The sequence below is a fragment of the Streptomyces sp. NPDC045899 genome (assembly GCF_056431485.1).
Genome location: NZ_JBWKKP010000005.1, coordinates 51,178 through 73,525, shown reverse-complemented (window position 1 = coordinate 73,525; position 22,348 = coordinate 51,178). Strand labels below are relative to the sequence as shown.

14 protein-coding genes are annotated in these 22,348 nt (G+C 73.7%); 3 read left to right on the top strand and 11 right to left on the bottom strand.

What is annotated here, in order from left to right; translation table 11 throughout:
* Positions 1–14: 14 nt before the first annotated feature.
* The 5 genes from AC07FT_RS09320 to AC07FT_RS09300 form a co-directional block, all read right to left on the bottom strand.
* Positions 15–245 (bottom strand): hypothetical protein, encoded by a 231-nt coding sequence (locus AC07FT_RS09320; RefSeq protein ID WP_471196145.1) that lies wholly within the window; start codon positions 243–245, stop codon positions 15–17.
* Positions 242–5,389 (bottom strand): SAV_2336 N-terminal domain-related protein, encoded by a 5,148-nt coding sequence (locus AC07FT_RS09315; protein WP_479175312.1) that lies wholly within the window; start codon positions 5,387–5,389, stop codon positions 242–244. The genes AC07FT_RS09320 and AC07FT_RS09315 overlap by 4 nt, the downstream gene beginning before the upstream one ends.
* Positions 5,386–6,495, bottom strand: coding sequence for an AAA family ATPase (locus AC07FT_RS09310; RefSeq protein ID WP_479175675.1), 1,110 nt, complete (start codon positions 6,493–6,495; stop codon positions 5,386–5,388). The genes AC07FT_RS09315 and AC07FT_RS09310 overlap by 4 nt, the downstream gene beginning before the upstream one ends.
* Positions 6,496–6,575: 80 nt before the next feature.
* Positions 6,576–8,252, bottom strand: a complete 1,677-nt coding sequence (locus AC07FT_RS09305) for a VMAP-C domain-containing protein (RefSeq protein WP_479175310.1) — start codon at positions 8,250–8,252, stop codon at positions 6,576–6,578.
* A gap of 11 nt (positions 8,253–8,263) precedes the next feature.
* A complete protein-coding gene (locus tag AC07FT_RS09300; protein WP_479175308.1) occupies positions 8,264–9,286 on the bottom strand; it encodes a trypsin-like peptidase domain-containing protein in 1,023 nt (340 codons plus the stop codon).
* Positions 9,287–9,630: 344 nt separating this feature from the next.
* Between AC07FT_RS09300 and AC07FT_RS09295 the strand changes: the two genes are divergently transcribed.
* Entirely contained in the window at positions 9,631–10,935 is a 1,305-nt protein-coding gene (locus AC07FT_RS09295) for a GAF domain-containing protein (RefSeq protein WP_479175306.1), read from the top strand.
* A gap of 19 nt (positions 10,936–10,954) precedes the next feature.
* Here AC07FT_RS09295 and aspA read toward each other — a convergent pair whose 3' ends face one another.
* From aspA to AC07FT_RS09275, 4 genes are all read right to left on the bottom strand, one after another.
* Entirely contained in the window at positions 10,955–12,358 is a 1,404-nt protein-coding gene (gene aspA / locus AC07FT_RS09290; protein ID WP_478773136.1) for an aspartate ammonia-lyase, read from the bottom strand.
* A 73-nt stretch (positions 12,359–12,431) separates the two neighbouring features.
* The gene (locus AC07FT_RS09285) at positions 12,432–13,466 is read right to left on the bottom strand and encodes an asparaginase (RefSeq protein ID WP_479175304.1); all 1,035 of its coding nucleotides are present in this window, start codon (positions 13,464–13,466) and stop codon (positions 12,432–12,434) included.
* Between the two features lie 92 nt (positions 13,467–13,558).
* Positions 13,559–14,998 (bottom strand): amino acid permease, encoded by a 1,440-nt coding sequence (locus AC07FT_RS09280; RefSeq protein WP_479175302.1) that lies wholly within the window; start codon positions 14,996–14,998, stop codon positions 13,559–13,561.
* 119 nt (positions 14,999–15,117) lie between these two features.
* The gene (locus tag AC07FT_RS09275; protein ID WP_479175300.1) at positions 15,118–15,852 is read right to left on the bottom strand and encodes a FadR/GntR family transcriptional regulator; all 735 of its coding nucleotides are present in this window, start codon (positions 15,850–15,852) and stop codon (positions 15,118–15,120) included.
* A 204-nt stretch (positions 15,853–16,056) separates the two neighbouring features.
* Here AC07FT_RS09275 and AC07FT_RS09270 point away from each other — a divergent pair, with 204 nt between their 5' ends.
* Both AC07FT_RS09270 and lnt read left to right on the top strand, forming a co-directional pair.
* Complete coding sequence (locus AC07FT_RS09270) at positions 16,057–18,519, top strand: SpoIIE family protein phosphatase (protein WP_479175298.1); 2,463 nt, start codon at positions 16,057–16,059, stop codon at positions 18,517–18,519.
* Positions 18,520–18,704: 185 nt separating this feature from the next.
* Complete coding sequence (lnt, locus tag AC07FT_RS09265) at positions 18,705–20,177, top strand: apolipoprotein N-acyltransferase (protein WP_479175296.1); 1,473 nt, start codon at positions 18,705–18,707, stop codon at positions 20,175–20,177.
* Here the strand turns inward: lnt and AC07FT_RS09260 are convergent.
* Positions 20,140–21,054, bottom strand: a complete 915-nt coding sequence (locus AC07FT_RS09260; protein WP_479175294.1) for a Gfo/Idh/MocA family protein — start codon at positions 21,052–21,054, stop codon at positions 20,140–20,142. The genes lnt and AC07FT_RS09260 overlap by 38 nt on opposite strands.
* Positions 21,051–22,313: an FAD-dependent monooxygenase gene (locus AC07FT_RS09255; protein ID WP_479175292.1), complete on the bottom strand. Its 1,263-nt coding sequence runs from the start codon at positions 22,311–22,313 to the stop codon at positions 21,051–21,053. Before AC07FT_RS09255 ends, AC07FT_RS09260 begins: the two co-directional genes overlap by 4 nt.
* Positions 22,314–22,348: the final 35 nt, after the last annotated feature.

Here is a 22,348-nt window from a genome sequence, read left to right as displayed (position 1 = left end):
GCGTGCCGTCCGGCTCATCCCACCCATGCGGTCTCCCCGTGTCCCGGGTCCCTGGCACACCGGGGCGACTCCCCCGTGTCCATGAACATCATCCTGCTCTCCTCCCCGCACACCCCGCACCGGAAGAGATAGACCTCGTACTCGGTGGAACGTCCGGGCAGCGGCAGCAGTGGGTCGCCGACACCCGTGACATGTTCGAGGGGCGAGTCGTCGAAGTCGTCGGGGATCCGCTGTTCATCCGTCATGGTGTCCTCCCGGTGGCGGGAATGAGATAGGGGGCGAGGACCTCGGCCAGGGCCGGGTCGTTCAGATAGGTCCTGCGGCCGCCTCCCAGGGGATTTCCGGTCCCCTCGCAGGTGATGTTCCGTGCGACGCCCTCGAACTTCTCGGGCAGCGGGCCGAAGGACAGCGGATCCCGCCGGCCGTCGAGGTTCACCCAGCTCCGCACCCCCGGCGGCCGCTTCCCCCGGCCGTCCACGGGCGCGGGTTCGAGCCGGGGGAAGATGCCGTCCAGGCCCATCGGCGTCCCCATCGTCACCAGGAGTTCGACGGACAGCTCGGGCCGCTCCCACAGCGCCTCGTAGGCGATGACGGAACCCATGCCGTGCGCGACCAGGACCCGCGGCCGCTGGGCGGCGACCGCTTCCGCGACGGTGTGCCGCGCCGCCTCCCGGCGGGTGTCGTCGGACAGGTAGGTGACGAACTCCCGGATGACGACGGGCAGCCAGTCCGGGATCGCGGGGAACCGCCGGCTGAGGGAGTTCATCAGGCCCCGGAGGGAGAACCTGCTCCGGGTGGTTCCCTCCGGCAGCAGTTGCTGTGCCGCGGTCACCACGTCCGGGTCGAGGCCGTCCGGTTCATCCGGATCCGGTCGCAGCACGGACCGGTAGGACAGCGTGCGCAGGTCCACACCGTCCGCGGAGACCGGAAGACCGGTCCTCAGCAGATGGGGGCCCAGTCCGGCGGTCCACGGATCCAGTTCGGACGGGTGGAGGAACAGCACCCGCGGCACGGGGGCGCAGGGCCGCCCCAGGGGAGTGCCGCGGTCGAGGTGCCAGGCCCGCGGAATCCCCTCGCCGTCCACGGTGACGGCCGCGGGCCGTCCGTCGGCGCCGGTCATGGCGGTGAACGCCTCGACGGCGCCGAGCCCCTCGGGGGCGCGGTCCTCGGCGGTGCCCGGACCGTCCAGCGGATAGACGGTCAGCCCGGACCGGGAGCCCAGCACCGCCGCCCTGCCCCCGGCCCATGCCACGAGGCCCAGATCGGGCAGGAGTTCGTCACGGGGGCCGAAGTGCACCCGGCGCAGCCGGTCCCCCTCCCCGGGAACGTGGCAGGACAGCATCAGGGGCGGCGGACCGGTGAACACCAGCACGGGCGTGGGCAGTCGGGTGTCGACCGCCATGGTGGGCGGACCGCCCGGCTGCCGGAACACCGTGGACGGCGCGGACCAGGGGCGCGCCGGGAACGGAGCGCGGGCCGGGTCGGGATCGGCGGTACGCGCGCTGCGCACATGGTTCGCGACGGCCAGGCTGACCACGCGGTAGCGGGTGACTCCGTGGGCGTCCACGGTGGTGGTGACCAGCCCCCGGACCGGCACCAGCGCCTCCCGCACCTCGTAGAGGGAGGGCGGGGCGCCCCCGGACGTTGCGCACCGGCGCTGGATGTCGGTGTCCGCCAGTCCCCCGCCCCGGGTGTCCGCGAGGATCTTCAGCGCGGGCCGGGTCCAGGGGTTGCGGGCGTCGGCGAGCAGCAGTTCCACCACGTCGTTCAGGGTCGTCGGCACTCCGGAGCCGACCCTTTCGGCCTCGCCGATGCCCTCCAGCGGCTCGCCCCTGGAGGCGATGAACCCGGCGAAGGCGCGTGCTGTGACGATCTGTTCCGTGGGGGCGGCCCGCTCGACGAGCGTCTCGGCGACCGCGTCGCTGAACGCCCGGCGCACGGGGGCGTCTTCCAGGCGGCGGTAGAAGGGCGCCGAACCGAGCGTCTCCTCGCACACGTTGCGCACCGCCCGCCGCCGCATATCGCGGGTGGCGGTGAGCCGGACGGTGAGCGCGGGCCGGTCGTCCGCGGTCAGCTCCCTGGTGTGCCGCCCCGCACGGCAGCCGACGAGCACCCGGCACACCCCTGCGTCGAGCAGGGGCAGCAGCACCTCCCGCACGATGGCCCGGGCATACGGTGTCTCGTCCAGGGCGTCGACCACGATGATCGGCTGGTCCCCGCGGCGGCGGAGCCGCGCCACCACGTCGTCCACACCGCGCGGCCCCTCGTCCGTGGCACCGAGCCGCGCGGCCAGCAGATGGAGCAGGGCGGTGCTGTGGGCGCCGACCGCCGACACCATGAAGGCCACCGGGCGGCCGGATTCCTCCCGTACCCACTGCATGAGCGTGGCCAGCAGGGTGGTCTTGCCACTGGCCTCGGGGCCCAGCACCAGGGCGAGCCGCGGAAAGGTGGCGGGGCCGTCGATCCACCGGGTCAGGGTCCGGAAGGTCGGCGCGTCCCGCGGATACCTCCACAGGGTGCGCTCCGCCGCGCCCCGCTCCGGTGATGCCACAAAGCCGGGGTTGGGCAGGAACCCGGTGTGCACACCATCGGTGAACCGCGGACTCGAGCGCGGCCGCGACACGGTGGCCTCGTCGGTCAGCAGGTCGATGAGGCCGACCACCTCGTCCAGTGAGATGTACGGCTCGGAGGTCGGCTCCCTCCGGCTGCGGTCCGCCAGCCGTTCCAGGGCGTCGGCGAACGCGTCGGTGAGCTTCCCCGGGCGGATCCCCGGCGCGGGGACGACGAGGGTGTCGAAGCCGAGGGCGGCGAACCGGTCCACCGCGATCTCCTGGCAGTCGTCCGCGATCAGCACCCGGCGGCCGCCGCCCGGGTCCTGGTGCCGGGTGGCGAGCAGCGCGCCGGCGCCCGTGGTCCCGTGGCCCGCCATATGGACGATCAGGGTGTCCGCTTCGGCGAGGCCCGAGGTGACCTCGTCGATCACTCGCCCGTACTCCCACTCGGGCGCGTCCGTGGTGACACGACTGATCACGCCGAACTCACCGAAGGCCACGGCGAGCCGGCGGCATGCGGACGCGGTGACCGGGTCCGCCCGGGTTCCGTCGGCGAAGCTGAGGAACCAGCGCCGCCCGACGGGTCCGCTCGCCGCCGGAGCCGGTCCCATACCGCCGGGTTCCAGGATCCGGTCGCGCACCACCCCCTCGGTGTCCCCGGTGAACAGATGGGAACGGCCGCCTGCGGTGAGCACCGCCAGCGCCGCGACGTCCTCCGCGACGGGAACCGTGGGCAGGAACGGCACCCCGCTCTCCAGGTCGTACAGATCGACCCCGTCGGGCCCGGCCACCGCCACGATCCGCTGGCCGGCGACCTCACCGCAGGCCAGCGCCCCCGGGCGGGCACCCGCGGCCCGCCGCCACGACTCCCGCGACCGCGCGGTGCTGAGGTCGACGGCCACCACGGCCCCGTCCGCGTACAGCGCCACCGCCGTCGCCCGGCCCGACGCCGTGGTGGCGCACACCACGGCGGTGACCACCGTCTCCCCGCCGTGGACGGCCAGTCGGCCCCGGCCGGTGGTCAGGTCCCAGACCCACAGCTCACCGTCGGCGGAGGTGACCACCACGTCCCTGCCGGCCACCTGGGCGGCGGCCACCCGGACCCGGCCGCGCACACCGTCCTCGTCGGGCCCGGTCTCCTCGGCCGTGCCGCCGTCCCGCAGCGCGGAGTCGATCCGCCGGGCGTAGGCGGTGAGTGCACCGCCGAGACCACCGAGCACCGAGGCGGCCACGGTGGCGAACACCCGGCCGTCGGCCAGTCCGAGCGAACCGCCGGGGTCGGCGGCCAGCACCCGGAAGTCCAGGGAACCGCCGAAGGGTTCGGCCAGCGCCTCGGGGGCCGCGATCAGCGTGGTGAGCACCTCGTAGGCACGGGTGCGGGTGAGCCCGGAGGCCAGCTCGTCCCGGACACCGTCGCGGAAGTCGTACACCACCCGGTCGGGGTCCTCGCCCCGGTGGCGCTCGGTACCGCGCACCAGCAGCCCGGAGAGGAACACCTCGGCGAGCTGCGCCGGGCCGCTGTCCGGCAGCAGGGCCTGCTGGAGCCAGCGCATCAGCGGCAGGGTCAGGGGCGCCGCGGAGAGCAGGAACGCCAGCTCCACCGCGGCGGGCGTCGCCCAGGTGCGGAAGTCCTCCACCAGGGCGGCGGCCGGTGTCCCGTGGTCAGGCACCGGGGCGGTCACAGGGTCGGGCTCACCGTGCGCGGGGGCCGTCGCGAGGTCCACCGCCGAGCCGGGGCGCCAGGTGGTGCCGCTGCCGGAGACCGCCTGGGCCCACGGGCGCAGCCACGCCGGGTCCAGGGTCACCAGCGGCACCAGGTCCGGTGAGGGGCAGCCGCCTCCCGCGGCGACGGTGCCGCCGGGGCCCACGGGACGGACCGTCAGCCGGGCCGGGCCGGTGGCGCGCAGCGCGGCGCGCACCGGGGGCAGCCAGGTGCGGTGCCACAGATCGGGGGGAAGCACCTGGACCACGGTCAGGGAGGCGTGGCGCGCCCACTGCCGTAAGGTCCCGGTCATGGCCGGGGTGCCCCACAGTTCGCCGAGGCCGTCGGTGACCACGAGGATCAGACGGCGGCCCGCGGGGTCGTGGAGCTCGGCCGGATTGCGTCCCTCGGCGGCCGGGGCACCGCGCCCGTCGCCACCGCCGGGGCCGTAGCGGAGGACGAGTTCGGGGTCGTCGGCGTCGAAGCGCCAGATCCGTACGTCCCGGAACGCCCCGTGTCCCTCGACGAGCGCGCGGAAGTCGTCCACCGTGCGCCGCCACACGGACATGGACACGCTCTCGTCCACGACCAGGGCCAGCTCCAGCCAGCGCTCGGAGGCATGGCGCAGTGCCGGGAGCGGACGGCGGGCACGGGCGGAGCGGTCGGCGGTCAGCGGCTCGTCGAGCACCCGGCGGCCGGGGGCGCGCACCCGCCGTTTGAGCGGACGCAGGGCGCGGGCCAGCTCCAGCCGGTGCGGCAGGGCGGAGGGCACCCGCACCGGCAAGGGTGTGGCCCGGGCGCCGTCTCCGGTCCCGCCGCCGCCCGTGGCCCCGGGGGTGGCGGGGCTGTGCAGCGGAGTGGCGGGCACCCGGAGCGGCTCGGCGGGCAGCGTCTCCGGTGCGGTGTCGTCCGCGGGTTCCTCGGCGGGCTCCTCCGCCACCGGCGGTGGGGCCGGTGGCACCGGCGGCGGTACGGGGAGCTCATCGGGCGGCGGCTGTGCCGGTTCTTCCGCCGCCCGCCCGGCGCCCCTGACCTCCTCCGCGAGCCAGAGCAGTTCGGCCAGCTCCCGGGCGGTGAGCTCCTCGTCGCCGCTCAGCTCCCGCGCCAGGGCGAGCAGCCGGGTGAGGTCACTCATGCCGTGTCGTTCAGCGGGCGGAGAAGTTCGCGCAGGACGTCGGGCCACTCGGGGTCGTCGGTGTGCTCGGTCGTGCTCTCCATCTGGAGGGTGTTGAGCAGCTGGTCGGTGGCCAGCAGCTTGCGGCCCTCCTCCAGGTCGCGTGCGAACCGTTCCAGCCGGGGCGCTGAGGCCCGCAGCACCTCCGGGCCGAGGTGGGCCTCGACGATGCGCTCCAGCTTCTTCCGGGACGGGGGCCGGATGTCGAGCCGGACGCAGCGGCGCACGAACGCGGGCGGGAACTCGCGCTCGCCGTTGCTGGTGAGCACCACGACGGGGAACTCCGCACAGCGCACCCTCCCGTGCCGGACCGGCTCCCGCCGCCCGTCGTCGGTCATCACCCAGACGTCGCACGCGGGGTACCGCTGGAGTTCGGGGATGGTGAACTCGCCCTCCTCCAGCACCGAGAGCAGGTCGTTGGGCAGATCGACATCGCCCTTGTCGAGCTCGTCGATGAGCAGCACCCGGGGGCGGCCGGAGGGCAGCAGGGCGGTGCCGAGCGGACCGAGGCGCACGTACTTGCCGATACCGCCGGGGTGTTCGGCGGTGCCGGTGGCGGGGTCCTGGGTGCGCCGCTCGTCCTGGAGGCGGCCGATGGCGTCGTAGGCGTAGAGCCCGTCGGCGAGCGTCGTACGGCTGGTGACCGACCAGCGCAGCACCCGGCCGAGGTCCAGTTCATGGGCGATGCCCCGGGCCAGACTGGACTTCCCGGTGCCGGGCTTGCCGGTGACCAGGAGCGGACGGCGCAGCCGGAGCGCGGCGTTGACCATCCGGGCCTCTTCGCGCTCCGCGCGGTAGGTGGTGACGACGTCGGTCCGGGCGGGCCCCTCGTCCCCGTGCCGGGCGCAGATGTCCTCCCCGCCCCGCCCACCGGGCCCCCCGGTGTCCGCCCCGGGCGTGCCGTCCGTCCCGGTGTCCGGCCGGACCGCGCAGTCCGCCTCGGCCCCTTCGCCGGGGACCGGTCGCCTGCCGTCGAAGCGCCGCCAGGGCGGCGGGTCGGGGAGGGTCCACGCGGTGCGGCGGGCACCGTCGCCGTGGTAGATCCACCAACTCGGGGGCGCGGACACCTGGTCCGCCCCGGCGCGCGCCCCCGGCACCACGGCCCCCGTCCCGGGCGCCCCGGCGGGCGACTGCTGGTCTTCGGGGATCATCCGTTGCCTCCTCTGTGGGCCCTGGGGCCGCCGAGTCTTCTGAGCCGTTCGGGGTGCCAGCCCGGGTTGTCCCACAACACCGCGATACCCGCCCCGTCATGGGCCCCGCCGGCGCACCGGGCCGCTTCCTGGCGCAACGTCAGCACCGTGGCGGGCAGTCCGGACAGCCCCGCACCCGCCTCGGCCCGGGCGGCCACCCGCCGTGCGCGGCCGGGCGGTGACCCGCCATCCCGGTGGCCGCGCCACCAGACGGCGGCCGGTACGCCCTCCTGGATCGCGGAGAGCAGGGCGTCCGGTACCGCGGTGGTCAGATGCGGATAGGGGTAGGTCAGGATCAGGCAGCTGATGTCCTTGCGGGAGGCGACCTCGGCAGCCAGTACGTGCGGCGCCGCCCCGTCCGCCACCAGGGGCGGCGGGTCCTCCCCGGGCCGGTCCCCGGCCTCGTCCGCCGGGGTACCGTCGCCGTCCAGCCAACAGGCGCGCGGCGGCGGACCGTCGGCGGCCGGCGGTCCGTCCAGCGGCTCCCATCGCGCCACCCACTGGGAGGTGGACCAGCCGTCCCGCAGCCGGTCCAGCGAGCGGACGACCACCCGGCCGTAGCGGCCGATGGGGCGGTCCGCGGCCAGCCGTCCCCCGCCGCGCAGGTTCCACTCGTCCACCGGCCAGCCGAGCGCCTCCCACGGCAGCAGGAACTCGAAGGTCAGCTCCTCGGGGTCGAGGTGCTGGACGTACGGCTGGAGCCGGGCGATCAGCGCCTCGGCACGGCCCGCGATCTCGGCCGCGGTGTAGAGGGTGTCGTCCTGGACCTTGACGCCGAGGCAGCGGCCCCGGCGGTAGAGCCAGGCCGCGAGCCGGTACCGGTCGGCACCCGGCGCGGCGCCCTCGACCCGGACCAGACAACTGGTCACGGAGGCTCGACCGGTGTCGGGCACCGAGGCCGCCGCGTCCGCAGCGGCGCGCTCCTCCCCCAGCCGCTCCGCGGGCACCCGGTCGGCACGGGCGAGGGCCGCCCTGTCGATCCAGCGCCGCAGGTCGCCGCGGGCGGCGTCATCCGCGCGGGCGGCGAGGTGTTCGAGGAAGACGAGCAGCGGGGGGACCCGTCCGGCGGGGCTGTTGCGCGCGTCGAGCTCCTCGACCAGCGCGGTCACCGTCCCCGCCCGCTCCGCGGTCAGCAGCCCGTCCCGGGCGGCCGGGAGCCCCAGGGAGGAGGCCGCGGCCCACAGCGTCTCGCACAGCTCGGCCGGCTCGGCGGGACATCCGGGGTCGGCCAGCAGCGCGTCCAGGTCGGCCCGTTCCTCCGGGTCGAGCATCCCGGGGTCGATGGCCGGGAGGACGCCCCAGCGCTCGTCCTGGATCCTCTGGTAGCCCTGCCGCTGCTCGGCGATCCACGGCTGCTGTCCGTACTCCTCCTCCAGCGCGGTGAACAGCCGCCGCAGCGCGTCGGGGTTGTGCACATGGGGCCGCAGCACACCGTCCAGCGCCGCCTTCAGCGGTCCGGGGCCCTCGGCGGGCCACCCCACGGCGAATCCGGCCTGTTCCAGCAGGACCCGGGCCTGGGCGGGGCTGAGGCGGTGGTCCAGGACCGCGACGAAACGGCCGCACCACAGATTGCGCGCCCGTTCGGCCGCGAGGCCGGGCAGGCTCGCGGAGACGACTTCGCTCGGGGTGGCCACGGGGCGGTGCCTCAGGAGGTGAGGGTGGCGAGCAGCTCGACCAGGCGGCGCACCGGTGTGCCCTCGTTGCTGTAGACGCGTCCGGTGCCGTCCGGGGAGGGCAGCGTGCCGCCCGCGCGGTGGACGGCTGCGACCCGCCACTGGTCGTCGAAGGCCGGGGAGCCGGAGGAGCCGGGCAGGGTGTCGGTGAAGTACAGCAGCCGGTCCTCGTCGCTGTGGCTGACCACGTTGTGGTAGAGGGCGACCTTCTTGGGGCCGCCCGCGGGGTGCTGGACGATATTGAGGCGGTGCGGGGTCACGGCTTCGGCGGGGGCCGGCTCCAGCGCGCCCCACGCGGCGTTCAGCGGGGTGCCGGAGCGCACCACGGCCAGGTCGTGCTCCTCGGAGACGGCGAAGCCGAGGGCGGGGTCGAGTGCGAAGCTCCGGCCGCCGTCGATCTCACCGTCCGTCCGCTCCTGGTAGCCGAGGACGATCCGGGCGGTGGCGGCCGTCGCCGCGTCCGGCAGGACGTGGTGGTTGGTGACGACGAGGTCCCCGGCGACAAGGAATCCGGTGCCCAGGGCTCCGGTCGGTCCGCGCAGCAGCCCGACGGAGCGGGCCGCCCGCACCCCGTGCTCCAGGAAGGACAGTGGCAGCAGGGTGCTCTGACTGCCCATCAGCTTCTCGGCCCCGGTGGCGCTGAACCGGACACCCGGGACCGCCGGAGCGGGCACGGCGGACCGGTCGAACTCCGCGGCCAGCGCCGTCCGCAGCTCGGCGTTCTCCGGGTACTCGCTGACGGCGACGGTCAGCAGCCCCTCCAGCCGGCTCCGGTTGTCCGCCTCGCGCAGCACCGCATGCCACACATCGAGCGCGGAGCCGCCGAAGTCCACCATTCCGGCCGGGATGTCGGAGGCGTCCAGCACCCGCCGTATCGATCGCGCCTCCGGATAGAGCTTCGCCAGCAGGGCGGTGAGCATGGCCCGGACAGGCCCCCCGTGCGACACCATGACCTCCCGCCGGCAGCCGATGACGGACAGCTTACGACGCGTCACCCCATGGTTGCCATCTGTCCCCATGCCGGGATCGACGCCGATCCGCACCTCCCGGAACGGCGCGTGCCCACGGGACGTTCCCGGATCGCCCCCGTGCGCCGGTCCGGTCACCCGTCCGGACGATCCTGAGCGGCTCCGCGGGGCGTTCCCGGCCACCGGGGTTCCGCGACGGGGCCGGATCCGCGCGGCGCGCGGTGCCTCCCGCGGCGGCGGCCACCTTACAATCACGGGGAGAACGAAGCCCTGTTCAGCACGGACTTGAGGCTGCACCATGGCACCCGGCGCCAGGCGGACACGCCGCCCGCCGCCGTGGCGGGCCGCGGTGTAACGAAAGGCCGCAACCCATGCGAATCCAGCACCCGCGCCACGCCGATCCCCTGGCCGCGCTGAGTCCGGCCGAATCGGCGCGCCTGATGGCGGTCATGCGTGACACCGCGCTGAGCCGCGGCCGACTACCCCTGCCCGCACGCCCGGTGATCGGCCAGTCCTGGGACCGGATGCTGCGGCTGGGGCTCGATCCGGACCGCGGGGGCACCCCGCGCGCGCTGAGCCTGGACGAACTGGAGCGGCGGCGGCAGCAGACCCGGCTGGCCGATGTGCTGCCCACCCTGCACAGCGGACTGCTGGAGGCGGCGGAGGCGGCCGGTCATCTCATGATCATCGCCGATGGGGAGGGCCGGGTCCTGTGGATCGACGGCCACCGTGGCATCCGCCGCCACGCCGACGGCATCGCGCTGGTCGAGGGTTCGCAGTGGGCCGAGGAGGTCACCGGAACGACCGGGATCGGCACCGCGCTCGCCGTCCGCGCCCCGGTCCGGGTGCACTCCGCGGAGCACTTCGTCCGCGCCTTCCACACCTGGAGCTGTGCCGCCGCCCCGCTGCGCGACCCGCGGGACGGACGGCTGCTGGGCGTCATCGACATCAGCGGCCCGGCCCCCACCGCGCATCCGACCGTGCTCTCGCTGGTCACCGCGACCGCCCGGTGGGCCGAGGGCGAACTGCGGCTGGCCCACAGCCGGGAGCTGGACCGCCTCCGCGCGGTCGCCGCGCCGGTGCTCGCCCGGATCCGGGGCAAGGCGGTCGCGGTCGATCCGCACGGTTGGGTCGTCGGGGTCACCGGGGTGAGCCCCCGGGACCGGCGGCTGCTGCTGCCGAAGGCGGCGGCCGACGGACCGGTGTGGCTGCCCGCACTGGGCAATTGTGTGGTCGAACCCCTCCCGGGCGGGTATCTGTTGCGGGTCCTGGAGGGCGAGTACGGCCCGGACGGCGTCCCGGCCGCCGCCGGTCGGCTGGTGCTCGACGTCCGCCATCCGCACCACTGGTCACTGACGTTCTCCGGTCCCGCGGGCAGCTGGACCCATCAGCTCAGCGCCCGCCACGCCGAAGTGCTGCTGGTGCTGGCCGCCCGCCCCGAAGGGCGCACCGCCGCGCAGCTCGCCGAGGACCTGTTCGGCGATCCGACGCGCACGGTGACCGTACGGGCCGCGATGTCCCGGCTGCGGGGCCGGCTGGGGGCGGTGCTGGCGCACCGCCCGTACCGCATCGCCGACGGGATCCGGCTGGAGGTGACCCGGCCGGACCGGTCCCGGGACCTGCTGCCGCTCAGCGTGGCCCCGGCGGTGGTCCGGCTGCGGGACGGCCGCGGGTGACGGCGGACCGCCGGGCGGCTCAGCGCTGTCCGGCGATCTCCTCCGGGCGCAGCACGGCGGCGAGCCGGTCCGGCGGCAGCAGCCCCTTCTCCAGGACGAGTTCGGCGACACCGCGGCCGGTGGCCAGGGCCTCCTTGGCGATGCTGGTGGCCGCGCGGTAGCCGATGTGCGGGTTGAGCGCGGTGACCAGTCCGATGGAGTTCTCGACGGTGGCGCGCAGTTGCTCGGTGTTGGCGGTGATGCCCGCGACACAGCGCTCGGCGAGGACCAGACAGGCCGCGCGGAGATGGGTGATGCTCTCCGAGAGGGAGTGCAGGATGATCGGCTCGAAGGCGTTGAGCTGGAGCTGTCCGGCCTCGGCGGCCATGGTGATGGCCACGTCGTTGCCGATCACCTCGAAGGCGACCTGGTTGACGACCTCGGGGATGACCGGGTTGACCTTGCCCGGCATGATGCTGGAACCGGCCTGCATCGGGGGGAGGTTGATCTCGCCCAGTCCGGCGCGCGGTCCGGAGGAGAGCAGCCGCAGGTCGTTGCAGCTCTTGGAGAGCTTGACGGCGATGCGCTTGAGGACCCCGGAGAGCTGGACGAAGGCACCGCAGTCCTGGGTGGCCTCGACCAGGTTGGCGGCGGTGACCACCGGCAGTCCGGTGATGGTCTCGAGGTGGCCGCGGGCCGCTTCGGCGTAGCCCGCGGGGGCGTTGAGGCCGGTGCCGATGGCGGTGGCGCCGAGGTTGATCTCGTGCACCAGACCGGCGGCCTCCAGCAGCCGGCTCTGGTCCTCCTCCAGCATCACCGCGTAGGCGGAGAACTCCTGGCCGAGGGTCATGGGCACCGCGTCCTGCAACTGGGTGCGCCCCATCTTGAGGATGTCCCGGAACTCCTCGGCCTTGGCGGCGAACGTCGCGCGCAACGTCTCCATGGCGGTGTGGAGTTCACGCACCGCGATGATGGTGGCGACCTTGACGGCGGTCGGGTAGACGTCGTTGGTGGACTGGCTGAGGTTGACGTCCTCGTTGGGGTGGAGGTGGCCGTAGTCGCCCTTGGCGTGCCCGAGGATCTCCAGCGCCCGGTTGGCGATCACCTCGTTGGCGTTCATGTTGGTCGAGGTCCCGGCGCCGCCCTGGATCACATCGACGGTGAACTGGTCGTGCAGCCGCCCCCCGCGTATCTCCTCGCACGCGGCGGCGATGGCGTCGGCCTTGGCCGGGGTGAGCAGTCCGAGGTCCTCGTTGGCGCGGGCCGCCGCCTCCTTGACGGCGGCCAGGGCGTTGATGAGGTGCGGATAGGTGGCGATCGGGGTGCCGGTGACGGGGAAGTTCTCCGAGGCGCGCAGGGTGTGGATGCCCCAGTAGGCGTCGGCGGGGACCTCGCGGTCGCCGAGCAGGTCGTGTTCGCGGCGGTGGCCGGCGGTGGAGGTCATGGCGGTCGGTGCTTCCTCGTGTGGCTGTGGGGCGGTGTGGCGGGGATGACGGCGGGTCGGCGGTGGGGGCGGGTCAGACGGCGGGCGGGGTGAGGGCGTCGACCGCGCACAGCCGGCCGACGGTGGCACCGCCGCCGATCACCGGTGCGGTGGCGAACTCGGTGAGGACCGCGGGGTCGACCCCGCAGCGCGCGAGCAGTGCGGCGGTGACCGGCATCCGGACCCGGTCGGCGCCGTCGGAGATCTTCACCACGACCGCGTGGCCGTCGGGCAGCGCGGCCAGCTGGACGCCTTCGAAGCCGTCCTTGGCGATCAGTCCGGGTACCGCGGTCATCAGCCGGGCCACGTCGCGTCCGGTGCCGGACAGCATCTCGGGGTGGGCGCGCAGAGCGGCCGCGACCCGGCCCTCGGGGGTGTCCGGGGCGGCGGTGGCGATCCGCGCGGCGGCCCGTGCGAGGCCCTGGAGGGAGACGGAGAACAGCGGTGCCCCGCAGCCGTCGACCGTGACCCCGGCGACCCGCTGGCCGGTCAGGTCCTCCACGGTGTCGGCGATCAACCGCTGGAGGGGGTGGGCCGGGTCGAGGTAGTCCTCCAGCGGCCAGTCGTTGAGCCGGGCGGTCAGCAGCATCGCCGCGTGCTTCCCGGAGCAGTTCTGGGCCAAGCGGGTGGGTCCGTGTCCGGCCCGCAGCCACGCCTCGCGCTCGGCCGCGCCGTAGGGCAGGTCGGGGACGTTGCGCAGCGCGTCGCCGGTCAGTCCGGCCCGCTCCAGGATCCGCCGGGCGCCGCTCCGGTGGCGCTCGTCGCCGGAGTGGCTGGCGGCGGTGAGCGCGAGCTCGGCGCCCTCCAGCGGCAGTCCGGCGCGGACCAGCGCGACGGCCTGGACCGGCTTGAGCGCGGACCGCGGGTAGAACGCCACCTCGGTGTCACCGGTCGCGAAGACGGTGTGGCCACCGGGTCCCAGGACCACCGCCGAGCCGTGGTGCACTCCCTCGACGATCCCGCCGCGGACGAGGTGCGCCAGCGGGACGTGGCGGGGCTCACGGACGGCGGGGGGATCGGCGGGGACGTGGCGGGCGGTGTCGGCCGACAGCCCGAGGGGGGTCGTCATCACGGTGCTCTCGTGGTCGGAGGGATGGGTGGCGGGGGGCTGCCCGGCCGGGTGGTCCCGGCCGGGCGGCCCCCCGTGCCTGCGGGGTGGGGTCACCGGGGGTCGTTCATCCGGCGGCGTGCCGCGAACCAGCCGATGACCAGGGCCACGACGATCGCCGGGAGCGCCATCACGGTGATCCGGCTGGGCCCGCCGTCCGCCCACATCAGGACCAGGACGGAGGCGAGGAAGCCCAGGGTGACGATCTCGGTGTACGGGGAGCCGGGCAGCCGGTAGCCAGGCCGGGACAGCTGACCCGTCCGGGTGCGGCGCCAGAAGAGCAGATGGCAGAGCATGATCATGCCCCAGGTGGCGAGGATGCCGAGCGCGGCGAAGTTGAGCACGATCTCGAACGCGTCGCTGGGCACCACGTAGTTGAGGCCGACGCCGAGCACACAGAAGAAGGAGGTGAGCAGGATGCCGCCGTAGGGGACGTGGGTGCGGCTCATCGCGCCGGTGAACTTGGGCGCGGAGCCGGACATCGCCATCGAGCGCAGGATCCGGCCGGTGGAGTAGAGACCGGAGTTGAGACTGGACATGGCGGCGGTGAGCACCACCAGGTTCATCACTCCGCCCGCCGCCGGGACGCCCAGCTTGGACAGCACGGTGACGAACGGGCTCTGGTCGCCGGAGTAGGAGCCGGACGGCATCAGCAGGGAGAGCAGCACCACGGAGCCGACGTAGAACACGGCGACCCGCCACATGATGGAGTTGATCGCCTTGGGCATGATCTTCTCGGGGTTCTCGGTCTCGCCCGCGGCGACGCCCACGAGCTCGACGGAGGCGTAGGCGAAGACCACGCCCTGGATGACCAGCAGCATCGGGAGCGCACCGTGCGGGAACACCCCGCCGTGGTCGGTGATCAGGCTGGGACCGGGGGTGTTCCCGGCCACCTTCTCCTGGGTGACCAGGAGGAAGATGCCGATCGCCATGAAGACGACGAGGGCGCCGACCTTGATGATGGCGAACCAGAACTCCAGCTCACCGAAGATCTTCACGGAGATCAGGTTGACCGAGAGCACCACGGCGAGCGCGATGAGGGCGATCACCCACTGGGGTATGTCGGTGAACATCCCCCAGTAGTGGGTGTAGGTGGCCACGGCCGTGATGTCGGCGATCCCGGTCGTGGCCCAGTTGAGGAAGTACATCCACCCGGCGACGAAGGCGCCCTTCTCGCCGAGGAACTCCCGGGCGTAGGAGACGAAGGCGCCGGAGGACGGCCGGTGCAGCACCAGCTCACCCAGTGCCCGCACCACCAGGAAGGCGAAGATGCCGCAGACCGCGTAGGCCACGGCGAGGGAGGGTCCGGCGTCCTTGAGCCGCCCGCCCGCGCCGAGGAAGAGCCCGGTGCCGATGGCTCCGCCGATGGCGATCATGTTGACGTGCCGGGCCTTGAGGGACTTGCTGTACCCGGCGTCGCCCGCGTCCACGTGCTGGGGCGGCTCGGTGGGGGGTTGGTGGCGTTCTTCCTGCCGGAGGGACTGCTCGCTCACGCCTGCTGTCCGCCTTCCGTTCGTGCGCTTGGTGCGTTCGGTACTGGTCTGCGTTGTGGTGCGTGGGGGGTCGGGAGCCGTCGGCTCGGGGCTGGCGGGAGAGTCGGGGGTCCGGCGGCCTACGGTGCGCCGGGGGCCGGGGGGCCGTCCGCCGCAGGGGGCCGGACGATCGAGGTCAGGGTGGTCTCCACCCGTTCCAGGTGATGGGCCATGGCCTCGAGGGCGTCCTGTTCGGAACCGTCGGCGAGCGCCTCGACGATCGCCCGGTGCTCCCGGTTCGACTGTTCGCGGCGGCCGCCGAGTTCGTTCAGGAACGCCGACTGGCGGGCCAGGGCGTCGCGGATCTCCTCGATGACCCTGCGGAAGACCGGGTTGCGGGCCGCCTGGGCCACGGCGAGGTGGAAGAGGGTGTCCATGGCCACCCAGGCGGTGGTGTCGGTCTCCCGCTCCATCCGCTCCATCAGATGGGCCAGATGGTCGAGGTCCTCGGGGGAACGGCGCAGCGCCGCGTAACCGGCCACCGGGATCTCGATATGGCGCCGCACCTCCATCAGGTCACTGGCGGCGTAGTCACCGAAGGTGGGGTCCTCCACCGGGCCGCTGGAAATGACGAAGGTGCCCTTGCCGGTGCGGGAGGCGGTCAGCCCCATGGTCTGCAGGGCCCGCAGGGCCTCGCGGAGCACCGGACGGCTGACCTCCAGGCGCCGGCACAGCTCCGCCTCGGAGGGGAGTTTGTCCCCCACCGCGTAGTCGCCGCGCTCGATCGCGTCCCGGAGATGGCTGAGCACCGCTTCCATCGCGCTGACGCGACGGAGCGAGCCGCCCTCACCTGTCTGGCTGTCTGACAAGTTCACGCGCAGATCCTCAATCGCACACCTGAGCGTTGTCAAGAGATTCCGGAGCATGAGATTCCGGGGGCGGCGCAGGTGAGCCTTACCTGACTCTCACCGTCGGCCACCACGACCTTCCAGAGCGCGACGCGGAGGGTGAGCAGCAGGACCGGAAGGGGTGGAAGTCATAGTATTAAGGGAAATGTATCCGCAGATGGGACGGGTGCGATGGCCATCCCCGAGGGAGTCGCGCCGACCGAGACGCATGTCCCCTTCGACCTGGCGGATGCGGCGACGGCGCTGATCGACGCGACGGGGGCCGTCATCGGCTGGACCGCCGCGGCGGAGGAGCTGGTCGGCTATCCATCGGCCGAGGTGATGGGGCGGCCGGCCACCACACTGCTGGCGACACCGGAGGACACCGCGAAGGCCCTGGTCATCGCGGAGCGGTGCGTGACCGGCGGCAGCTGGGGCGGTATGGAGGAAATCCGCCACCGGGACGGCCGCCGGATCGATGTGGGACTGCGGGTCTGCTCGATGCAGGGGCCGGACGGCGGACGGTGCTGGCTGGTCTCCGCGATCGACATGGGGAAGATCCCGGCCTGGGCGGTGAGCGGTTCACTGCTCACCGCCTTCCTCACCCGTGCCCCGATCGGCATGGCGGTGCTGAGCCCCGATCTGCGGTACGTGTGGATGAACGACACCCTGGAGCGCTACGGCGGGGTGCCGCGCGCCGAGCGGCTGGGCCGCCGGATCGCCAACAGCATGCTCCCCGGTCTGGACACCGAGGCGATCGAGCAGCAGATGCGGCAGGTGCTCACCACCGGGGAGCCGGTGATCGACTTCGAGTACCGGGGCTGGACCCTGGCCGAACCGCACCGCGAGCACGCCTACTCCACCTCCTTCTTCCGCCTCGACGGCGCCGACGGCAATGTGGTGGGCGTCTGCTACATGGGCATGGACGTCACCGACCGCTGGCGGGCGCGCGAGCGGCTGGCCCTGCTCAACGAGGCCAGCGCCCGGATCGGCAGCACCCTGGACGTGATGGGCACCGCACAGGAGCTGGCCGAGTTCGCGGTGCCCTCGCTCGCCGACTTCGTCACCGTCGATCTGCTGGACTCGGTGCTGCGCGGTGAGGAGCCGCGGCCCGAGCCCGGGGACACCCTGCCCGCCTTCCGCCGTGCCGGACAGAGCTCCATCCGCGAGGGCTGCCCGGAGTCCATCGCGACGCCCGGGGACGCCGTGGCCATCTCCCCCGACTCCCCGTTCGCCTGCTGCTTCTTCTCCGGGGAAGCCGTGCTCGACCCGGCGATGGACGCGTCCATCGGGGCGTGGAGCGGGGACGATCCGGCACGGACCGCGAAGGTCCGCGAGTTCGGGATGCGTTCGCTGATGGTGGCGCCGATCGGCGCGCGCGGCACCGTGCTGGGCGTGGCCTCGTTCATCCGCTCCCGGCATCCGGTGCCGTTCGAGGAGGACGATCTGCTGCTCGCCGAGGAGCTGGTGGCGCGGGCGGCGCTGTGCGTGGACAACGCCCGGCGGTACACCCGGGAGCACACCGCCGCGCTGGCACTCCAGCGCAGTCTGCTGCCGCACGCGCTGAGCGGCGGCCGGGCCCTGGAGGTGGCCTCACGCTATCTGCCGACGGATGCGCGCGACGGGGTCGGCGGCGACTGGTTCGATGTGATCCCGCTGTCCGGGGCGCGGGTGGCGCTGGTGGTCGGGGACGTGGTGGGGCACGGCATCAACGCGGCGGCCACGATGGGGAGGCTGCGCACCGCCGTGCACACCCTCGCCGATATGGACCTGCCCCCCGAGGAGTTGCTGGCCCATCTGGACGACCTGGTCATCCGGCTCACCGACGAGGAGGCGGAACAGGCCGGTGACACCGGGCAGGAGGGCATCGCCGCCGCGGTGCTGGGCGCCACCTGTCTGTACGCGGTCTACGACCCGGTCACCGGGCGCTGCACGATGGCCCGCGCGGGCCATCCCACCCCCGCGGTGGTGGACCCCGACGGTGAGGTGTCCTTCCCGCCGCTGCCCGCCGGTCCTCCGCTGGGGCTGGGTTCGCTGCCGTTCGAGTCCGCGGAGCTGGAACTGCCCGCGGGCAGCCTCATCGCGCTCTACACCGACGGGCTGATCGAGACCTGTGACCAGGACATCGACGTCGGGCTCGGACGGCTGAGGAACACCCTGGGCCAGCCCGGTATGCCGCTGGAGGAGCTGTGCTCCACGGTGGTGGACACCCTCATGACCGGGCGGCAGTGCGATGACGTGGCGCTGCTGCTCGCCCGCACCCGCGCACTGGGGCCGGGCCATGTCGTCTCCTGGGACCTGCCCTCGGACCCGGCCGTGGTCGCCAACGCCCGGTCCCTGGCGGTGCGCCAGCTCGCCGAATGGCAGCTGGACGGGCTGGTGCCCACCACCGAGCTGATCGTCAGCGAACTGGTCACCAATGCCATCCGGCACGGCACCGGCCCCATCCGGCTGCGGATGATCCAGCACGACATGCTGATCTGCGAGGTGGCCGACACCAGCAACACCTCACCGCGGCTGCGCCACGCCCGCACCACCGACGAGGGCGGCCGCGGGCTGTTCCTGGTCGCGCAGCTGACCCGCCGCTGGGGCACCCGCTACACCGAGGGCGGCAAGCTGATCTGGGCCGAACAAGACCTCCCGGAAGCGGTATGACGAACAGCGGATCCGCGCGGGCGCTGCCGTGCCCTATCGATGATCCGCTTCCTGCCGCACACTGGTCACCGGCCTGGTCATCGGCCAGGAAGTCCACGAGGAAGGGGGCGCCCGGGGTGCGGTGGTCGGTCGGCGGCGGGGACCGGTGGAGGCATCGGCTCGCCTCCCGGTGGTGGCGCGGCGGGATGGCCCTGGCGGCGGGCGCGCTGCCCGCGCTCGCGTTCCCCGCGCCCTCGCTGTGGTGGCTGGCGTACGCCGCGCTGGTGCCGTGGCTGCTGCTGGTCCGCTCGGCGCCGGACGGCCGCCGGGCGATGGCGGACGGCTGGCTGGGGGGTACGGGTTTCCTGCTCGCGGCACACCACTGGCTGATGCCGAGTCTGCATGTGTTCATCGTGGTGCTGGCCGCGCTGCTGGGGCTGTTGTGGGCGCCCTGGGGCCGGCTGGCGCACCGGCTGCTGCACGGGCGGCCGGGTCCCGGCCGGGCCGCGGCGGCACTGGTGCTGGTGCCGTCGGCGTGGCTGATGGTCGAGCTCGTACGGTCCTGGGAGTACCTGGGCGGTCCATGGGGTCTGTTCGGCGCGAGTCAGTGGCAGGTCCCGGCCGCGCTCCGGATGGCCTCGGTGGGCGGGGTCTGGCTGGTCGGCTATCTGCTGGTGCTGGTGAACGTGGCGCTGGCGGTGCTGATCGCGGTCCCCCGGGCACGCGCGGTGGCGGTGGCCGGGATCACCGCGTGCGGGGCCGCGGGGGGTGCGGTGTGGGCCTGGGCCCCGGTCGCCGGGGAGTCGGGTACGGCGCGGATCGCGGTGGTGCAGCCGGGGGTGATCCACGGCCCGCAGCCGCGTTTCGAGCGCAGCGCGGAGCTGACCCGGCAGCTCGCCGGACGCGATCCGGACCTCGTGGTGTGGGGGGAGAGCAGTGTCGGTCACGACCTGGACGAGCGGCCCGGCCTGGCTCGCGAACTGGCCGCGCTCTCCCGCGCGGTGGACGCCGAGCTGCTGGTGAACGTGGACGCGCGGCGCAGCGACCGGCCGGGCATCTACAAGAGTTCGGTGCTGATCGGCCCCGACGGCCCCACCGGTCAGCGCTACGACAAGATGCGGCTGGTGCCGTTCGGCGAGTACATCCCGGCCCGGCCGTTGCTGGGCTGGGCCACCTCGGTGGGCAAGGCCGCGGGCGAGGACCGCAGGCGCGGCACCGAGCAGGTGGTGATGCGGCTGCCGGAGGGCTTGCGGATCGGACCGCTGGTCTGCTTCGAGTCCGCGTTCCCCGATATGAGCCGCTCCCTGGTGCGGGACGGTGCGCAGGTGCTGGTGGTGCAGTCGGCCACCTCGACGTTCCAGCGGAGCTGGGCACCCGAACAGCACGCCTCGCTGGCCGCGCTGCGGGCGGCGGAGACCTGGCGGCCGATGGTGCACGCCACGCTGACCGGGGTGAGCGCGGTCCACGGACCGCGCGGAGAGTCGGTCGGCCCCCGGATGGGCACCGACACCAGCGCGGCCACCGTGTACACGGTGCCGCTGGGGCAGGGCACCAGCCCGTACGTCCGCACCGGCCCGTGGATCGTGTACGGGGCGATGGCCGCGCTGCTCGGCTACGCCGGGTACGAGGGGCTGCGGGCACTCAGGACGACGTCGCGGCGCCCTCCGTCGCATCCCTGATGACCCGTTCGCACAGCTCATGGGTGCGCAGGGCGTCCTCGGCGGTGAGCAGCACACCGGCGCGCACGGCGTCCAGGAAGGTGTCGGTGATCTGCTCGAGACCGCGCTGACGGGCGACCGGCACCCAGTCGCCGCGGCGGCGCACGCTCGGCTGGCCCTTGTGGTCGACGACCTCGGCGAGGTTGACCACCTGGCGCTTGGTGTCCTGGCCGGAGACCTCCAGCAGCTCCTCGGCGGAACCGCTCATCCGGTTCATCACTCCGAGCGCGGTGAACCCGTCCCCGGACAGCTGGAGCACCACGTGGTGCATCAGCCCGTCCCGGATCCGGGCGCGGACATCGATGTGGTCGGCCTCTCCGGGCGCCAGGAAGCGCAGGGTGTCCACGACGTGGATGAAGTCGTCCAGGACGAGGGTGCGGGGGTCCTCGGCCAGCCCCACCCGGTTCTTCTGCATCAGGATCAGATCGCGCGGATGGTCCAGGCACTGGGTGTAGCCGGGCGCATGGCGACGGTTGAAGCCGACCATCAGGCTCACCCGGCGGTCCTCGGCCAGCCGCACCAGCTGCTCGCTCTCGGCCAGGTGGTAGGCGAGCGGTTTGTCGACGTAGGTGGGGACCCCGGCCTCGATGAGCCGGGTCACCAGGTCGGCGTGGACGGCGGTGGGGGCGTGGACGAACGCCGCGTCGAGGCCCGCCGCGAGGAGCGAGTCCAGCTCGGTGTGGCGCTGGGCGTCGGGCACCCGGTAGGTGGCGCCGACCCGCTCCAGGGTGGCGGCGGTGCGGGTGTACAGATGCGGTTCGAGACCGGGGCGGGCCATCAGCACCGGCAGGTACGCCTTCTGCGCGATGTCTCCGAGGCCGATGCAGCCGACCCTCACGGTGCCTCCCGGTCCGTCCCGCCGTCCGTGCGCGCGCCCTGGGCGCCGGGTTCCCCCGTCCGCGCCCCCGCGCCTGACCCCGAAGGATACGCGGCGCCCGGCGGCCGCCAGTCGGCGACGCCGTCGAAGGTGCGCAGCACCAGGTTCGGCAGCAGCCTGCCGACGGCGGTGATGGCGGTGTTGCGCAGGGCCACGGAGACGGTGCCGGTCAGGGTGATCATGCGTGCGGCGCGGTCGGAACGGCGCACCACGTCCATGGTGCGGGGCAGCCGGTCGGCGGTGTAGGCGGCCAGACCGGAAGAGAGGTCGCCGCTCGAGTCCCCCAGGTGGTGGGCGAGGACGACACCGTCCTCGATGGCCTGGTTGCCGCCCTGCCCCATGGTGGGGGCCATCGGATGGGCGGCGTCCCCGAGCAGGGCCACCCGGCCGCGGTGGTAGGCGGGCAGCGGCCGGGTCATATGCCAGATGTCATGCCGCAGGATGTCCTGCGGGGCGACGGCCGCCAGGATCTCGGGGATCGGCTGGTGCCAGTCGCCGAACAGCCGGAGCAGCTCGGCCCGTTCGTCGTCCGGTGCCCGGCCACCGGGCGGGGCGACCGCCGAGCCGTAGGTGTAGATCCGGCCGTCCCTCATCGGCTGAGTGCCCCACAGCCGTCCCCTGCCCCAGGTCTCATGGGGTGGGAAAGGGGTCTCGGGCGGGGGTATGACCATGCGCCACGCGGTGAGTCCGGTGTACTCGGGCCCGGGGTGGCGGGGGAAGAGGGTGCGCCGGACGTCCGAGTGGACCCCGTCGGCCGCGATGACGAGCTCGGCCTCCAGCACCTCGCCGTCGGTGCTGACCAGGGCGGGCCGGCCGTCGGTGCCGGGGTCGGCCAGCTGGGCCGGGGTGCCGGTGCGCACACAGCCCTCGGGCAGCCGCGAGACCAGCAGCTCGACGAGGGTGGCGCGGTGCAGGAGGACCATCGGTCCGCCGAACCGCTCGGTCATCACGCTGCTGTCGGTCCGGGAGAGCCAGCGGCCCGAGGGGGTGCGGAGTCCGCCGTCGCCCTGCCAGGCGGCCAGCGCGCGGACGTCGTCGCCGAGACCGATCGTCTCCAGGGCGCGCAGGGCGTTGGGGGCGAGTCCGATCCCGGCGCCGACCGGTTCCAGGGTGGTCGCGCGTTCCAGAACGGTGACGGACCAGCCGCGGCGGCACAGGGCCGCGGCGGCGGTGAGACCGCCGATTCCGGCGCCGATGACGACGGCACGGGAGTGGTGCATGGTGATTCCTCCAGAGCACTACGGGTGTAGTGATG